We start from the raw sequence: 15,689 nt of genomic DNA on the forward strand, positions 1-15,689 counted from the left end.
AGCAGATGGTTAGGCGCTTTTATAGTACTTAATTTCGGCATCACCCCACAAATCTTCTACGCCGTAAAACTCTCTTTTATCTGTCTTAAACACATGTACTACTACATCAACGTAGTCCAGCAGTATCCATTCGCCATGCTCCAGGCCTTCTTTACGCCATGGTTCGGTTTGCGTAGCTTTAAAAATCTCATCTTCGATACTATTGGCTATTGCTCTTACTTGTGTGCCCGAATCAGCATGACAGATCACAAAATAATCAGATACGGAGCTTTTTATATTTCGGAGGTCTAATCTGACAATATCATTTCCCTTTTTTTCCTGAATGCCGTGTATAGCTAATTCAGAAATATAAGTGGATTCATTTAGCGCTTTGTTTTTTACCATTAAAAACCTTTAATTTTGAACGATTTGAATGTAAGAATTATTACTTAGACTTATATACTTTGCAAAATAACATTTTTTCAGGATTATTTGTTGGACAAAATTTGGTCACCCTGAAAGAAGTTGACTCTACAAATACATTCGTTAAGAATATACTGGCAAAATCTGAGCCAGTACCCGAAGGCACGGTCATTATGGCAGAAGATCAGGTTGCAGGGCGCGGGCAGCAGCAAAACAAATGGTTTAGTACTAAAGGCGAAAGCCTAACCTTTAGCTTGTTACTGAAACCCAGCTTTTTACCGCTTAACCGGCAATTTGAACTAACATGCGCCATAAGTTTAGGTATATACGATGCCTTGCTACCGCTGGTTGGACCGTCATTGAAAATTAAATGGCCCAATGATATCTATGTAGGTAATCAAAAACTGGGCGGCGTATTAATTGAAAACCAGGTTCAGGGCGGTGTTATTAAAAATTCGATTATTGGTATAGGGCTCAACGTAAATCAAACCTGTTTCCCTGATTGGGTTCCCAATGCCGTATCACTGCGGCAAATCTTACATACAGATTATGATTTAAAGGCTTTATTGTTTGAAATTTGCAGCCGTATTGAACATTGGTATCTTAAACTAAAGGTTGGTAACAGCAGTCAGATAAAGGCGGCTTATCATCAAATACTGTATTGGGCGAATATACCCGGTAAATTTAAAGCACACGATACTATATTTGAAGGCGTTATTACCGGTGTGAATGCAAACGGACAACTGGAAGTTATGCAAAACACCAACCTTAAGGTTTACAATTTAAAGGAAATTGAATTTTTGAACAAGAACTAACTTATGAAAAAAGCATTGTTAATGATTGTAGCGCTGTTTTTTACAGCTGCTGCTTTTGCACAAATTGAGGAGCCGGTAAAATGGAGCTACACTGCAAAAAGAATAAACGCCAACGAGGCGGTAGTATTTGTAAAAGCTACTATTGAACCAGGATGGCATATTTACTCACAAAATTTAAAAGAAGGTGGCCCTGTTGCTACTAACTTTACTTTTGCATCAGCAAAAGGTTATACACTGGTTGGCAAAACTGCCGAGCCAAATCCTATCACCAAATTTGAATCGGCTTTTAAAATGAATGTAAGCTATTTCGAAAATTCGGTAATATTTCAGCAACGTGTTAAATTGAAGGGCGCTGGCGCTACTACTGTAAAAGGTAAGGTAGAATACATGACCTGTAATGACCGCAAATGCCTGCCGCCAGATGAAGTTGAATTTACTGTCCCGGTAAAATAAGCGGAACCCAAAACATATATGAAAGCACGACATAGCCGCTTAACCTTAATTACTACCATGCTGGGCTTTTTGCTCGGTGTTATGCTAATTACAACCGGGCCCGCCTCTGCAAAGGTGGTTACCCAGGAAACTGACACCGTATCAACCGCCGGCCTGGAGTTTACTGATGTACAGCCCGTCACTGCCGATACAGCAGTAACTACCGACACTTCTATTAACAAAAGCGTTACGCCTACAGCCATCAAAGCAGCCGGCGCCATTGCTCAAAAAGAGGTAGAAAAGCCTAAAACGCTTTGGCAAATATTTATTGCAGGCCTGTTAGGTGGTTTTGCTGCGCTGGTAATGCCGTGTATATATCCGTTATTGCCTTTAACCGTAAGTTATTTTACTAAAAAGGCGGGCTCGCGCAGTAAGGGTATCCTACATTCAGTTATTTATGGTGTGTCGATTGTTGTGATCTATGTTTCGCTTGGATTGATTATTACGCTTGTTTTTGGTTCGGATGCTTTAAATGCACTGGCATCAAACGGGGTGTTTAACTTATTTTTCTTCTTACTGCTTATTGTATTTGGCGTTTCGTTTTTAGGCGCTTTCGAGCTAACCCTTCCCAGCTCTTTAGCTAATAAGCTCGACGAAAATTCGGATAAAGGTGGCTTGGCCGGATTGTTCTTTATGGCAGCTACATTGGTAGTGGTGTCGTTTTCATGCACAGGACCAATTATTGGTACTTTATTAGTAGAGGCAGCATCAAAAGGGGAGCGTTTAGCGCCCGCCATTGGTATGCTGGGCTTCTCGTTAGCACTGGCTATTCCGTTTACGCTGTTTGCGTTGTTCCCTTCGGCACTTAAGTCATTGCCTAAATCGGGCGGTTGGCTAAATAGCGTAAAGGTGGTTTTGGGTTTTCTGGAATTGGCCTTTGCTCTTAAGTTTTTATCAAATGTTGATTTGGCTTACCACTGGAACTGGTTCGACCGTGAGGTGTTCCTGTCATTATGGATTGCTATAGCATTTTTGTTGGGCTTGTATTTAATAGGAAAAATTAAATTTTCGCATGATAGCGATGTGCCATACCTGTCAGTGCCACGCACATTTTTGGCAGTAATAGTTTTTGCTTTTGTGGCTTATATGATACCTGGGTTATGGGGTGCACCGCTTAAAACACTGAGCGGATTTTTACCGCCGCCGGCCACGCAGGATTTTAATCTATCGGCAGGTGTTTCATCGGCAGATGAAACATCCGTTCAAGCCGTTTCTATAAAAGAAAAAAAATACGAAAAGCTGTTTGTTAACGGTAAGCATGCCGGCTTAAATGAATGGTATGATTACGATCAGGCTATGCAGGTTTCAAAAGAACTTGGCAAACCGGTATTAATTGATTTTACGGGCTGGGTATGCGCCAACTGCCGTAAAATGGAAAACGAAGTTTGGAGCGATCCGGCGGTACATAAGCGTCTGGCCAATGATTTTGTAATGCTCGAACTTTATGTGGATGAGAAAACGGAACTTCCGGCAGCAGATCAAAAGATATCGGAATTTAGCGGTAAGAAAATTAAAACCATTGGCAATAAGTGGAGCGATTATGAAGCTTCAAAATTTAATGTAAATTCGCAGCCGTATTACGTTATAGTTAACGCTAAAGGCGATGTCCTGGTTCCGCCGCAAGGGGCTAACTATGATGTGAATAACTATATTGAATTTTTAGACAGCGGCAAAGCCGCCTATCAGAAAAACAATGGCAGAAATTAAGAACATTGGTGTTTATACTTCAGGCGGCGATTCGCCGGGCATGAACTCCGCCATACGGGCTGTGGTTCGAACGGCTTTATATTATAACCTTGAGGTAACAGGTATACGCCGTGGTTACGCAGGTATGATCAGCGGCGATTTGTTTCCGATGGATCGTAAATCGGTAGCCAACATTGTACAGCGCGGCGGCACTATTCTTAAAACCGCCCGCAGCGAAGAGTTCAGAACGCCCGAAGGCCGCCAGCAAGCTTACAAGCAGTTGAAACGTTACGGCGTTGATGCCCTGGTAGGCATTGGTGGCGATGGTACCTTTACCGGTGCAAAAATATTCAGTAATGAGTTTGGTATTCCTATTGTAGGTTTGCCGGGTACCATCGATAATGATTTACAAGGTACCGACTTTACCATTGGTTACGATACGGCTATCAACACCGTAGTTGAAGCAGTGGATAAAATACGCGATACAGCCGAATCACATGACCGTTTGTTTATTGTAGAGGTAATGGGGCGCGACTCGGGCCTTATTGCGCTGCGTACCGGTATTGCTTCGGGTGCTGAGGCTATTCTGATCCCGGAAACTAAAACTAACCTGGAAGCTTTATATCACCGTTTGGAGCAAGGCCGCAGAGATAAATCTTCTAAAATTTTAATTGTAGCTGAAGGGGATGAAGCAGGCGGCGCTTTTGAGATTGGCCGATTGGTAAAAGAAAAATATCCTAACTACGATACACGCGTATCAGTGCTGGGACACATGCAACGTGGCGGACACCCAACTTGTATGGACCGCGTGCTGGCCAGCCGTTGCGGCGTGGCGGCAGTGGAGGCGCTTATGGCGGGCCACAGTCATGAAATGATCGGTATAATCAACGGAAAGATAGCTTATACACCTTTCGAAAATGCCATTAAGCATAATACAGAAGTAGATGCTAACTTGCTGCGAATAGTAGATATTCTGTCGCTATAAAAGCCATACTTTTTAAACGTTTTAAAAGCCGGGAACCTTACAGGTTAGCCGGCTTTTTTATTCTGTAAATGTGGTTGTGTAAAGCTAGCTTATAGTCATCAATAATAACTTAATCTGATATGCTGTCAGCCTATGTGAAAGGTAAGTAATGCTGATTTAGATCTTTCTGGAAGGATGGGCTGAAAAATACGCAAACCGGCTTGGAACCGCAGGTTACCATAAAGCCTTGAAAATACAAACTAAGGGCTTTGTTTAGTTAAGGTTGTTGGGCTAAATTGGCTATAGCCTTGTTGTTCTGCTGTCTAAAACAAAGTATTGCTTATTTTATGAGTAGGATTAGGCTAACTATTTGAGTTTTATATTCTTTTTCTTATCTTTGCAGCCCCGCAGAAAGAACTCCGGGGACATGTTGAATACATAACAAGAAGAAAAAGAAATGGCAACTAAAATCAGATTGCAAAGACATGGTAAAAAAGGTAAGCCTTTTTACTACATCGTAGTGGCCGATGCACGTGCTCCACGTGATGGTCGTTTTATTGAGCGTTTAGGTTCATACAACCCAAACACTAACCCTGCTACTATCGATATCAACTTCGATAAAACTTTCGAATGGGTTGATAACGGTGCTCAGCCAACCGATACTTGTCGTGCTATCCTTTCATACAAAGGTGTGTTATACAAAAAACACCTGCAAGGTGGTGTTAAAAAAGGTGCTTTAACTCAAGATCAGGCTGATACTAAATTTGCGGCGTGGTTAGACCAGAAGGAAGAAAAAATCACTGGTAAAAAAACTAACTTAAACAGCGTTAAAGACGAATCTCGCAAAGCTGCTTTAGCTGCCGAGGCTAAGAAAAACGAAGACAGAGCTGCAGCTATTGCTGCTAAAAATACTCCGGTAGCCGAAGAAGAAGCTCCAGCTACTGAAGAAGGCGCTGAAGAGACAACTACTCAAGAGTCGGCCGAGTAATTTTTTAATATTAATAATGCAATAGCGAAGCTGCTTTAACCGGTGCTTCGCTATTGTTGTTTACAGACCCTTAGGGATGAAAGCAGAAGATTATTTCAGAATAGGCACCGTATTAAAAACGCGTGGCCTTAAAGGCGAGTTGCAGTTGTATACCGATTTTGCCGGCTTGCAGGATATTAATTTTAATGCCGTGTTTTTGGATGTGGCTGGTAAGCTGGTGCCGTACTTTGTAAGCAGTATTAAATACCCCCAAGCCAATACAGCTTATTTGTACCTGGAAGAAGTTGATCATATTGATAAGGCTACGCCGTTGGTAAAAAAGGATGTATACCTGCCCAATAAACTAAAGCCTGAAAAAAGCGAAGACGATTTTACGCTGATGGACCTGCAAGGCTTTATTGCCATTGATGAAACGCATGGTGAGTTAGGTGAAATAACTGAAGTAATTGAATACCCGCAGCAGGTTATAGCATCTGTGCATTATCAGAACCGCGAAGTGCTCTTTCCGCTCAATACTGATTTTATTAAAGGCATTGACCTGGAAGGCGGCGAAGTTTACCTTGACTTGCCTGAAGGATTACTGGATGTATATTTAAACCCCTGATAGTGTTTAACCCCACTTGTCATTCCGAGTGCTAACGGGCAATTCTTTCTAAGCGACAAGCCATTTACCCGAAAAGGTTTCTTACTATCGTTCAATATAACTACTGTTTTTTATCTGTATTCTTTAAAATATTTAAAAATCATGCGTTTCGATATTATCACTGTGTTGCCAGGCCTGCTCGAAAGCCCGTTTGCGCATTCAATACTGCAGCGCGCACAAAAAAAAGGGATTGCCGAAATACACGTGCACAACCTGCGCGATTATTCATCGAACAAGCATAAAAACGTAGACGATTACCCGTACGGCGGCGGTAGCGGCATGGTTATGATGATAGAGCCCTTCGCTAACTGTATAGACAAGCTGAAAAATGAGCGTACCTACGACGAAGTTATTTTTATGAGTCCGGATGGGGAAACGCTCAATCAATCTATCGCCAATCAGCTATCCATCAAGCAGAACATTATTTTACTGTGCGGGCACTATAAGGGAATCGATCAGCGCATCCGCGATTTATACGTAACCCGCGAGATTTCTATAGGCGATTATGTGTTATCGGGTGGAGAACTACCCGCGGCTGTATTGGTTGATACGGTAGTGAGGCTGATACCCGGCGTATTGTCTGACGAAACCTCGGCCTTATCTGACTCCTTTCAGGGAGAATTGTTGGACGCACCATTGTATACCCGTCCCGCCGATTGGAATGGACATAAAGTGCCAGATATTCTGTTAGGCGGCAACACACCCGAAATTGAGAAATGGCGCTTTGAAAAAGCTATCGAACGCACACGCCAGCGCAGGCCTGATCTTTTAGGGGAGTAACGTCTGGTTGGAGGTGGCGAAAGCAAGTTTTGTGTTAAAAAGCCAGAGCAACAACAATAGAAGTTCAATTACAGCTGGTAGTTGCCGCAGGTATATAATCACTTACTGCCGGCATGGAGATTTAAGTATTACATTGCTGACAGCTAATTCTTTTGCGGCGAACCCAGCCAGAAATAAATAATAAGAAAAAAACAAAAATCACTTTTTTAAATCTAAAAAAATCCCTATTATTGCAATCCGATTTTTACGGGCTAAAAATCGCATTAAGAGCTTAAAATCATGGATTTAGTAAAATTTGTTGAAGAGCAGTCAGTAGAAAAAAAGGAACTTCCTGCATTCAAATCAGGTGACACTGTAACTGTACACTATAAAATCAGAGAAGGTAACAAAGAGCGTGTGCAGCTGTACCAAGGTGTAGTTATCCAACGCAACAGCGCTGGCAGCACTGAAACTTTTACCGTGCGTAAAGTATCAAACGGTATAGGTGTTGAGCGTATCTTCCCTGTAAACTCTCCTAACATCGATAAAATTGAGGTTAACAGCCGCGGTAAAGTACGTCGTGCAAAATTATTCTATCTGCGCGCGCTTACCGGTAAAGCTGCACGTATCAAATCAAAACGCGTATAAGTTTTTTGTGCTGAATACGTACCTTTTTCAGGTAAGATTTAAATCCCGATAACTGATAAAGTTACCGGGATTTATTATGTTCAAAGGGTAATTTCAGTCTTTAAAACTGTTATTAAACATCATGCTCCTCAGGTAGCCGTCCGTCTCCGCTTTTGAGCAACATGGCACGCAGGGTTTGTACATACTGTTCAAGTTCTTCAACCCGCCTTTGTAAGGAGTTGCTTTCGCGCGGTAATAGCGGGAACTTTAATAACATTCGCTTTTGCTCTTCCATTAGGCGCAGTGATGCCCACATAGCTTCTTCCACTTCGGTTGCTTTAAGCTGGTACAGGTTTTCCCAGGTAAAGGCATGTCCTGCAGCGCAGCGATAACTGTGTGTAATGCCGTGGTCTATATCCCATAATACGCCACCACACATGGGGCAGGTAAAGCCGGTACCCTTGGCACCTTGTTCCACTATATCGAGTGAGGTAAGTACCCGTTCGGCAATAGCGGCTTCCTTTAAAATATCTTCGGAAATAGCTTCCTTTGATTTGGCAGGTTGGTAAATTAATCCTGAAAGTACCAGTCCCATTTCTACCGTACGAGTAATGTAATTTACATCAATATGCTTTATAGCGGCCTGCGGCATATCAGGGTATGGGGCATTGGCCGGATCCTGCACCATGGTTATACCTCCGCTTCTGGCTATGGCAGCCATGCCCTCCACGCCATCATCGCGCACGCCGGTAAGTATTACACCAATAACGCCCGAATGATGATGAGCAGCAGCCGAGCGAAACATAGTATCAATAGCCGGCCTGAAGCTGTTTTCGCGCGGGCCCTTGGTAATGCGTACGCGGTCTTTAGTTAGCAGCAGGTGAAAATCGGGTGGGGCAACATAAACCCTTGATGGCCGGATAGGTTCATTATCAACAGCAAATGCGCATGGGAGAACACTATGAGCCGATAAATGATTTAGGAAAGCTGTACCCATAGTATCACTCGGGAAATGCTGAACCACAAACACTGATGCCGCCAGATACTCCGGAAAATTTTCGAGCACTATGGGTAAGGCCTCCCAGCCCCCTGCCGATGACCCGATCACGATGATGGGGTGTGTTACTTCTGCCATGTTACTTTGTTTTACTCCCTGTGGTATAATGCAATGAGTGTATCGGCTGCTATAGTAAAATAACCTCATTATTAACCGGATTGTTTATGGTTTCAGCAGTGCCAGATTATTTTGAGATGAAAACGGGGCTCTGAAAAAAGCGTTTTAAGGTTGTAAGAACGCAGCATCAAACCATTACCCGGTAAACGCCGTTAGTAATACATATGTCGCTGCAAAAACCACTACTTGAATTTACCGATAAAGGAATTTATTGTGCCAAGGGCAAGTTCTACATCGACCCCTGGCAACCGGTGGATGATGCCGTAATTACCCATGCCCATGCCGATCACGCTTACCTAGGTCATAAACACTATCTGGCGCATCATCTTTCGCGTGAGGTAATGCTGTACCGCCTGGGCGATATACAACTGCAAACAGTTGAGTATGGCGAAACGGTAATGAAGAATGGCGTTAAAATTTCCTTACATCCCGCAGGGCATGTAATAGGCTCGGCCCAGATAAGGATTGAAAGCCAGGGACAGGTTTGGGTAGTATCGGGCGATTATAAAGTAGAAGATGATGGCGTATGCACACCTTTTGAAGCGGTAAGCTGTCATCACTTTATTTCTGAATGCACGTTTGGGATGCCGGTATATAAGTGGAAACCGCAAACCGAAACCTTTGCCGATGTGAATCGCTGGTGGCAGCAAAATGTTAACAACAACCTTGCTACCGTTATTGTAGGTTACTCACTAGGCAAAGCGCAGCGCATTCTCCAAAACCTTGATCTATCTATCGGTAAAGTATATACGCATGGTGTTATTGAAAATACAAACGAAGCGCTGCGCCGCAACGGCGTTATATTACAGCCAACCGAGCGCATCACCGCAGATTCGGTTAAGGAAGAGGTGCGCAAAGGCATCATAATTGCGCCGCCTTCATCAGTGGGTACACCGTGGATGCGTAAGTTTCAACCCTATAGCTTTGGTTATTGCTCGGGCTGGATGGCTTTACGCGGGGCCAAGCGTAGGCGTGCGGCCGACAGGGGCTTTGTATTATCAGACCATGCCGACTGGGATGGCCTGGTAAGCGCCATTGATGCTACCGGCTGCGAAAAGGTTTACTTAACACACGGCTATACCGCCAGTTTTGCCCGCTACCTGTCTGAGATAGGGTTTGACGCTCATGAGGTGCACACGCTATATGGCGGCGAGGAAGAAGGAGTTCCTCCGCAGCCTTTAACAGAGGGGGGCGAGCAGGATGCACCTGATGTAGAAATCATCGACAATAAGGTGACTGAAGCAGCAGAACAGGAACTGATCAACACTCTCCCGTTAGGGCAGGGCCGGGGAGGGGCAGCTATATGAAGCATTTTGCCCAGCTCTTTACCTCGCTCGACGAGACAAACAAAACCAACGAAAAAGTTAAGATTTTAAAAGAGTACCTGGCCTGTGTGTCTGATACTGATAAAATGCACATGCTCGCCTTATTTACAGGGCGTAACCCCAAGCGGCAAATTAATTCCACACAGTTCAGAACCTGGGCTATTGAGGCATCAAATATACCGGCCTGGCTTTTTGAGGAAAGCTACCATGTGGTGGGCGACCTGGCCGAAACCGTGGCACTCCTGCTGCCCGATCATGAAAACAGCAGCAACAAAACCTTAACGGAGTGGATAGGCGAAATAAACGCATTGAACAACCAGCCTGAAGTGGAAAAGCAACACTGGCTAACCCAATCATGGGCTATGCTGGATGCGCAGGAGCGTTTCGTATTTAATAAGATACTAACCGGCAGCTTTAGGGTAGGGGTTTCGCAAAACCTAGTTACTAAGGCCCTGGCAGATCTGACGGGCCTGGATGCGGCCACGCTTACGCACCGGCTCATGGGTAACTGGGCGCCGCAAACTTACCAGTTTGAGGATCTTACCCATACAGATACGGCTCTGGAAGATGTATCCCGCCCGTACCCATTCTTTTTGGCTTATCCGGTTCAGGAAACTTCCACCGTCCAAAAGTCGCCTGAGGCATTGCAGAGCCTGCTGGGTGATGCACAGGAGTGGCAGGCCGAGTGGAAATGGGATGGCATCAGAGCGCAGCTTATTAAACGGAACGGCGATATTTTTATTTGGAGCAGGGGTGAGGACCTGGCAACCGACAAGTTTCCGGAGCTGCACCCATTTTTACATGCCCTGCCCGATGGTACGGTGATTGACGGCGAAATATTATCTTTTAGAAACGGTTTACCTTTGCCCTTTGCCATACTGCAAACCCGTATTGGCCGTAAAACGCTCACCAAAAAGATATTGGAAGAAAGCCCTGTAGCTCTTATTGCATATGATTGCCTGGAGTATGCCGGTGAGGATATCCGCTACAAAACACAAACTGATAGGCGGCAATTGCTGGAAGGATTGCAAACCGTTACGCCTTATCCGGAAGTTTTCAGGATTTCGGAGCTCATTAGTTTTAACAGTTGGGAAGAGCTGACTACCATACGTGAACAATCGCGCGCTATGGTGGCCGAAGGTATTATGCTGAAGCGTAAAGATGCACACTACCAGGTTGGCCGCCGCCGGGGCGATTGGTGGAAGTGGAAGATAGACCCGCTATCGGTTGATGCAGTGATGATTTATGCGCAAAAAGGCCATGGCCGCCGGGCCGACTTGTATACCGATTATACTTTTGCCGTATGGGATGGTGATAAACTGGTGCCCTTTGCCAAGGCTTATTCGGGCCTAACCGATACAGAAATTAATAAGGTAGATGCTTTTGTAAAACGTAACACGCTCGAAAAATTTGGTCCGGTGCGCACCGTAAAACCCGAGCTTGTTTTTGAGATAGGCTTTGAAGGAATCAATAAATCAACCCGGCATAAATCGGGTGTGGCGCTACGCTTTCCCCGTATTTTGCGCTGGCGGCATGATAAGCCCAAGGAGGAAGCTGATACTATTGAAACTTTGAAAGCACTGTTAGGTGATTAAAGGGACGGTTATGGCCGATGTATGTAAGGCTTTTGCCTAAGCTTATTAAACGTATTATAGCTAAGAACGGCTTTTGCCATAGCTCCGGCATTTATAGCGGGGTTTTCGCCAATGTACCGGTGAAAAATATGGTGGCTACGTTCAAGCATCGCGGTTCTGTTACCAAAGATAACATCGGGCCTCATAGCGCTCTCGCCTGTTAAAACAGCATCAAAAAATTGTTGACTTACGCCCGTATCTACATGCGGAAACGCAAAGGCTTTATAGGGCAGGTTAAAAGTATCGGCTACCCACTTTACCGATTCTTGAGTTTCTGTTATCTGCTGCGCTATAGGTACCAAGTTATAACAGGGGTGCGTCATGCTATGTGCACCAACATCAAAACCTTTACTAATAAAATCTTCAACCTGGGCCGTCGTCATAAAAGGCCGCGTCTTATTCAGAAAGTTATTAAAATCTATTTCTAGTATACTTCCTAATTCATCAACCTTCTCTTTGTTTAAATAGTTGATTGCCTTTACATAGCTTACAATGCCCTGAACATCAGCCTGCTTTAAATGGCATGTGCTGTTGAGCTGGCTTAGCACAATGGTTGATGGAGGTTTTGTTAGCAGCGCATCTATAATCAGCCCCTTTTTTAAATCGTAAAACAGGAATTTATTGTCAAGAAAAGTAGGAACAATAAATAATGCAGCCGGAACCCCTTTCTTTAATAATATTGGAGCAATTACCTCATGCACCTGTTTTAAGCCATCGTCCAGTGTAATTAAAAAGCTGTTTTTTTTGATTGCAGTACCCGCTTTAATGTGATCTATTACTTCTTTTAACGTAATGGGGTTAAAGTGCTTCAGCATATAATCCAGGTCATGCTCAAACTGACTGGTGTTTTTAAACTGGTACAAGTGCTGTAGGTAAGGAACCGGCTCATTGCTTACCAGGTGATAGTAGGGTGCCAGCAATTTAATGTCCGATTTCCTTTTCAGATAATCAATGTTCAGTTTATTTACTGTAGAGAAGTATAGCTTTTTTAGTGGATTCAAACGATAAAGGTTATATAACGTCATCAATATAGAGCACCTTAAAATGCTCGGTTTTTAAGATAGAGCGCTTATTGAGGCCTATTTTGAGCATGGACCTCACCTGATGAAAAAAGAACAACGGCATATACCATAACCCGTTCCTGCTTTTGGCTGGCGAAAAGAGAAGCACGATAGATATAAACGAGATGAGAAATGTAAGCAAGGAGCCAATCCAAAAGAACATCATGGTTTGGTGGGTGAAATAGCCAATAATAATGAATGCTACGGCTATCAATATTTCGAGAAAATAAGGCGGCCGTATTAAATTGTAACCAAAAAAGGCAACGTTTACATTACGGCCAAAAATGCCGTTCAGCATGACTTTAAAACCTTCCGGAAAAAACTTAAAATAAGCATTGATCCACCTGGCCCGCTGCGACTCCAAATTTTTGGCATCACTCACCTTTTCATCAAAAAATACGGCTTCAGGCGCATAGGCTATAACAGGTACATGCTGCACAATTTCGGCCTGCATATGCTTGTCAAACCCGCCCATATTACTCTTGTTGTTATACTTAATATGTGCATATACGCTGGTAAGTACCGATACGCCACAGCCCCACATAGTTACTGAAAAGCCTAACGCCGTACGTGCAGTACGATCAAGAAAGGAATAAAAGGTAGCCCCGGCATTATCCATTTCTTCGTACATGCCGTTAACGCTTTTAGGATTAAGGTTGGCCTGTACGGCTTTATATCCGGCATTATAGTAATTATTCATGACCTCCAAAAAAGTAGGATGCAGCAGATTGTCCGGATCAAAAATAACCATCACCTCTGTACCGGCCGAAAAGCGATCTATAGCGTATTGTATGGATTTGGTGTTTGTATTAAGCGGTGTTTCCGGCTTCAATAAATGAATACGCTCGTCGGTAAAGTGCAGGCCGCTTATATCACAATCGTCGACCACAATATAGATTTCAAAGTTTTGATAGGTCTGTTTTAATATGGAGTCGACTATGGGTGGTAAAAATTTGGTTTCGCGGTGCGCCGTAATGATGATACCGAATTTATAAGATTTTTTGCATTTACCCGGAATCGATACAGGCGAGACTGTATGCTTAAACAGCTTTGCTGCGAATGAAAAGCAAAGTAATATGATAGGCAGCCATAAATAAGATGATAATGCCAGCTGTACAATTACAGATAGGAATATTATAGCGTCCATAACAAGTTGATTACTCACAGTATGATGTTATCGGGACAATATAAAAAAGTTAATTATTACGAATTAGTATTTACCGCAATTGGCAATAATAAAGTAATAATATATTATGCCCGGGCCAGCTCTGGAGTCTTTTTAGGGCTGCTCATCCACCTGCCTTTAGCAAAGCGCAGTATGGGTTTTTCTATAAAGTAAAACAGGATAAACGATAGCAAAGTAGTTAGGCAAATATTTGCAAGCAGCTCTAACCAAAAATTGGAGGCGAAGAAACCTGTAGCGTGAAATAACCTGGAAACTGTACCGTGTGTTAAATAAATTGGGTAAGAGACAGTGCCAATGAATATCGTAACCGGATTAACTATAAATCCTAATTTATTATAGCAATAAAGCGTAAAAGCAAGGTAATACACCGTTAGGGGTAAAATGTATTCGTAGGTTGTAATCCAGCGTATTCTATCCTTGCCTAAATGAAACAAGGCAATTTGTGTTACAAAGCAGCCTGCTAATATCAAGAACCTAACAACGGTCTTTTGCTCAAACTTCAAATTATAAAACACAACTCCGGAGAGAAACAAAGGTACGAACTCAATTAAGGGCATAAAGCGATGAATCCGAACACCCCATGTGCCAATGTGCGCCCTTAAAAATAGTGCATAAATAAATAAGGCGGGTAAAAGGCATGCTCCCCAAAGTTCGATCTTATTTAGTTTATTGAAGCTGAACAGGGTAACCATTACGGCATAAAAAAGCAGTTCTACCAAAAGCGTCCAATAAACGCCATCCATGTTTCCTTGTAAAAAATATGGATGCACCATGGTAAGGTTAGCCAAATATTTAATAGCAAATACGCCGTTAAGTGCTGCGTCACCTGTTATCAATAAGGAAATGGCCGCAAGGCTAACCGCAATCCAGTACAGCGGGTATAATCGAATTATACGACCAATAATGAACTGACGTGGCGAAATTGCCCTTTTTAGGCTCATTAAAATTACAAAGCCACTTATAATAAAAAAAAGATCAACACCGGTTAAGCCGTAATTGAAAAATAGGTTGTTGTGCGGCGTTCCCATTGCTTTATGAAAAGCAACAACGCTTATGGCTGCAATGCCACGCAGCGCATCAAGTTCCAATAATCTGTTGTGAGTACTCTTACTCATTCTTTGGTATTTATCAACGTAAGCAGCCTTCGGTTTTAAGGGTGAGGGTCACAAACGGGGATATTAAGTATCTGTATCTTGTTATATTAAACCTCAAATCTTTCGCCTGACTGCAAAAGTTTCGGCATACTAGCGTAACGCCTAATTCAATGCTCCATTCTATGATCGAGGTATTAAAAAACGTATGACTTAACGAACGAGTTATGAATACGCTATCTTCCTAGTTAACTGAAAGATCTTTTGGACGAAGTTAAGTATTATTTGTTATTAAGCCACTTATAGGTACCAACTTACGATTTTTTAATTACGCTTACCTCGCCGCTGGTTTCCATATAAATTTCATGTATCTCGTTTAGTGAGGTAGCATTACCTTTCAGGCGTACGTCGCTCATAATATCTTTTTTAGTGAGCAAGCTACGGGTCAGGTTATCTTCATCTAGCTGGCCATTGCGGTATAGGGGTACGCTCATGCCTTTTAGGTGCCGGTCAATAAAACTGCTTTTAATACACGCGTAGGCCAACAAACGATGTAAAAGCACCAGTAACAGGCTGCAGCAAATGGTAGGTACAAATGGAGAGGCACCTACAATGGCCCTGCTTAACACAGCGCCGAGTATAATAGCCAATGTGTTATCGAATGCTGTGCGCTTACCGAAAGTGCGCCTGCCCGAAACACGTACCATAACCAAAGCTATAAAGAACACTACTAATGCCCGGCTGCACATTTGCAGTACATTCAAATCTTTTCCTTCTCCAAATAGTGCGAGGATAATATTCATGCTATTAAAATTGATAAGGGTATGTATAGGTACACCCGG

16 protein-coding genes are annotated in these 15,689 nt (G+C 43.1%); 10 read left to right on the forward strand and 6 right to left on the reverse strand.

Annotated features, from left to right (window positions below; translation table 11 throughout):
- Positions 1–9 precede the first annotated feature (9 nt).
- Positions 10–384 carry a ribosome silencing factor gene (rsfS, locus tag ABDD94_RS02105; RefSeq protein WP_345949465.1) on the reverse strand — a complete coding sequence of 125 codons (375 nt, stop codon included), beginning with the start codon at positions 382–384 and terminating at the stop codon, positions 10–12.
- 59 nt (positions 385–443) lie between these two features.
- On the opposite strand from rsfS, the gene ABDD94_RS02110 reads away from it, so the two are divergent.
- From ABDD94_RS02110 to rplS, 8 genes are all read left to right on the forward strand, one after another.
- Positions 444–1,217, forward strand: a complete 774-nt coding sequence (locus ABDD94_RS02110) for a biotin--[acetyl-CoA-carboxylase] ligase (RefSeq protein WP_345954487.1) — start codon at positions 444–446, stop codon at positions 1,215–1,217.
- 3 nt (positions 1,218–1,220) lie between these two features.
- Positions 1,221–1,670: a protein-disulfide reductase DsbD N-terminal domain-containing protein gene (locus tag ABDD94_RS02115; protein WP_345954488.1), complete on the forward strand. Its 450-nt coding sequence runs from the start codon at positions 1,221–1,223 to the stop codon at positions 1,668–1,670.
- Positions 1,671–1,751: 81 nt separating this feature from the next.
- Positions 1,752–3,416, forward strand: coding sequence for a cytochrome c biogenesis protein CcdA (locus ABDD94_RS02120; protein WP_345955974.1), 1,665 nt, complete (start codon positions 1,752–1,754; stop codon positions 3,414–3,416).
- Entirely contained in the window at positions 3,403–4,380 is a 978-nt protein-coding gene (pfkA, locus tag ABDD94_RS02125) for a 6-phosphofructokinase (protein ID WP_345949462.1), read from the forward strand. Before ABDD94_RS02120 ends, pfkA begins: the two co-directional genes overlap by 14 nt.
- A 436-nt stretch (positions 4,381–4,816) precedes the next feature.
- Positions 4,817–5,347 (forward strand): 30S ribosomal protein S16, encoded by a 531-nt coding sequence (locus ABDD94_RS02130; RefSeq protein ID WP_345949461.1) that lies wholly within the window; start codon positions 4,817–4,819, stop codon positions 5,345–5,347.
- A 76-nt stretch (positions 5,348–5,423) separates the two neighbouring features.
- Positions 5,424–5,951 (forward strand): ribosome maturation factor RimM, encoded by a 528-nt coding sequence (gene rimM, locus ABDD94_RS02135; protein WP_345954489.1) that lies wholly within the window; start codon positions 5,424–5,426, stop codon positions 5,949–5,951.
- A 141-nt stretch (positions 5,952–6,092) separates the two neighbouring features.
- Positions 6,093–6,770, forward strand: a complete 678-nt coding sequence (gene trmD, locus ABDD94_RS02140) for a tRNA (guanosine(37)-N1)-methyltransferase TrmD (protein WP_345949459.1) — start codon at positions 6,093–6,095, stop codon at positions 6,768–6,770.
- 279 nt (positions 6,771–7,049) lie between these two features.
- Positions 7,050–7,397 (forward strand): 50S ribosomal protein L19, encoded by a 348-nt coding sequence (gene rplS, locus ABDD94_RS02145; protein ID WP_345949458.1) that lies wholly within the window; start codon positions 7,050–7,052, stop codon positions 7,395–7,397.
- Positions 7,398–7,509: 112 nt separating this feature from the next.
- On the opposite strand, the gene ABDD94_RS02150 is transcribed toward rplS, so the two are convergent.
- On the reverse strand, positions 7,510–8,511 hold the full coding sequence (locus tag ABDD94_RS02150) for a chemotaxis protein CheB (protein ID WP_345954490.1): 1,002 nt from the start codon (positions 8,509–8,511) through the stop codon (positions 7,510–7,512).
- Positions 8,512–8,714: 203 nt separating this feature from the next.
- Here ABDD94_RS02150 and ABDD94_RS02155 point away from each other — a divergent pair, with 203 nt between their 5' ends.
- A complete protein-coding gene (locus tag ABDD94_RS02155; protein WP_345954491.1) occupies positions 8,715–9,857 on the forward strand; it encodes a ligase-associated DNA damage response exonuclease in 1,143 nt (380 codons plus the stop codon).
- A complete protein-coding gene (locus ABDD94_RS02160; protein WP_345954492.1) occupies positions 9,854–11,470 on the forward strand; it encodes an ATP-dependent DNA ligase in 1,617 nt (538 codons plus the stop codon). The genes ABDD94_RS02155 and ABDD94_RS02160 overlap by 4 nt, the downstream gene beginning before the upstream one ends.
- 8 nt (positions 11,471–11,478) lie before the next feature.
- Here the strand turns inward: ABDD94_RS02160 and ABDD94_RS02165 are convergent, their stop codons facing one another.
- The 4 genes from ABDD94_RS02165 to ABDD94_RS02180 form a co-directional block, all read right to left on the reverse strand.
- Complete coding sequence (locus tag ABDD94_RS02165; protein WP_345954493.1) at positions 11,479–12,534, reverse strand: polysaccharide deacetylase family protein; 1,056 nt, start codon at positions 12,532–12,534, stop codon at positions 11,479–11,481.
- On the reverse strand, positions 12,521–13,717 hold the full coding sequence (locus ABDD94_RS02170) for a glycosyltransferase (RefSeq protein WP_352432885.1): 1,197 nt from the start codon (positions 13,715–13,717) through the stop codon (positions 12,521–12,523). Before ABDD94_RS02170 ends, ABDD94_RS02165 begins: the two co-directional genes overlap by 14 nt.
- 104 nt (positions 13,718–13,821) lie before the next feature.
- Positions 13,822–14,871: an acyltransferase gene (locus ABDD94_RS02175; RefSeq protein ID WP_345954495.1), complete on the reverse strand. Its 1,050-nt coding sequence runs from the start codon at positions 14,869–14,871 to the stop codon at positions 13,822–13,824.
- A 290-nt stretch (positions 14,872–15,161) separates the two neighbouring features.
- On the reverse strand, positions 15,162–15,650 hold the full coding sequence (locus tag ABDD94_RS02180) for a YetF domain-containing protein (protein ID WP_345954496.1): 489 nt from the start codon (positions 15,648–15,650) through the stop codon (positions 15,162–15,164).
- Positions 15,651–15,689 lie beyond the last annotated feature (39 nt).

The sequence above is a fragment of the Mucilaginibacter sp. PAMB04168 genome (assembly GCF_039634365.2).
GTDB lineage: Bacteria > Bacteroidota > Bacteroidia > Sphingobacteriales > Sphingobacteriaceae > Mucilaginibacter.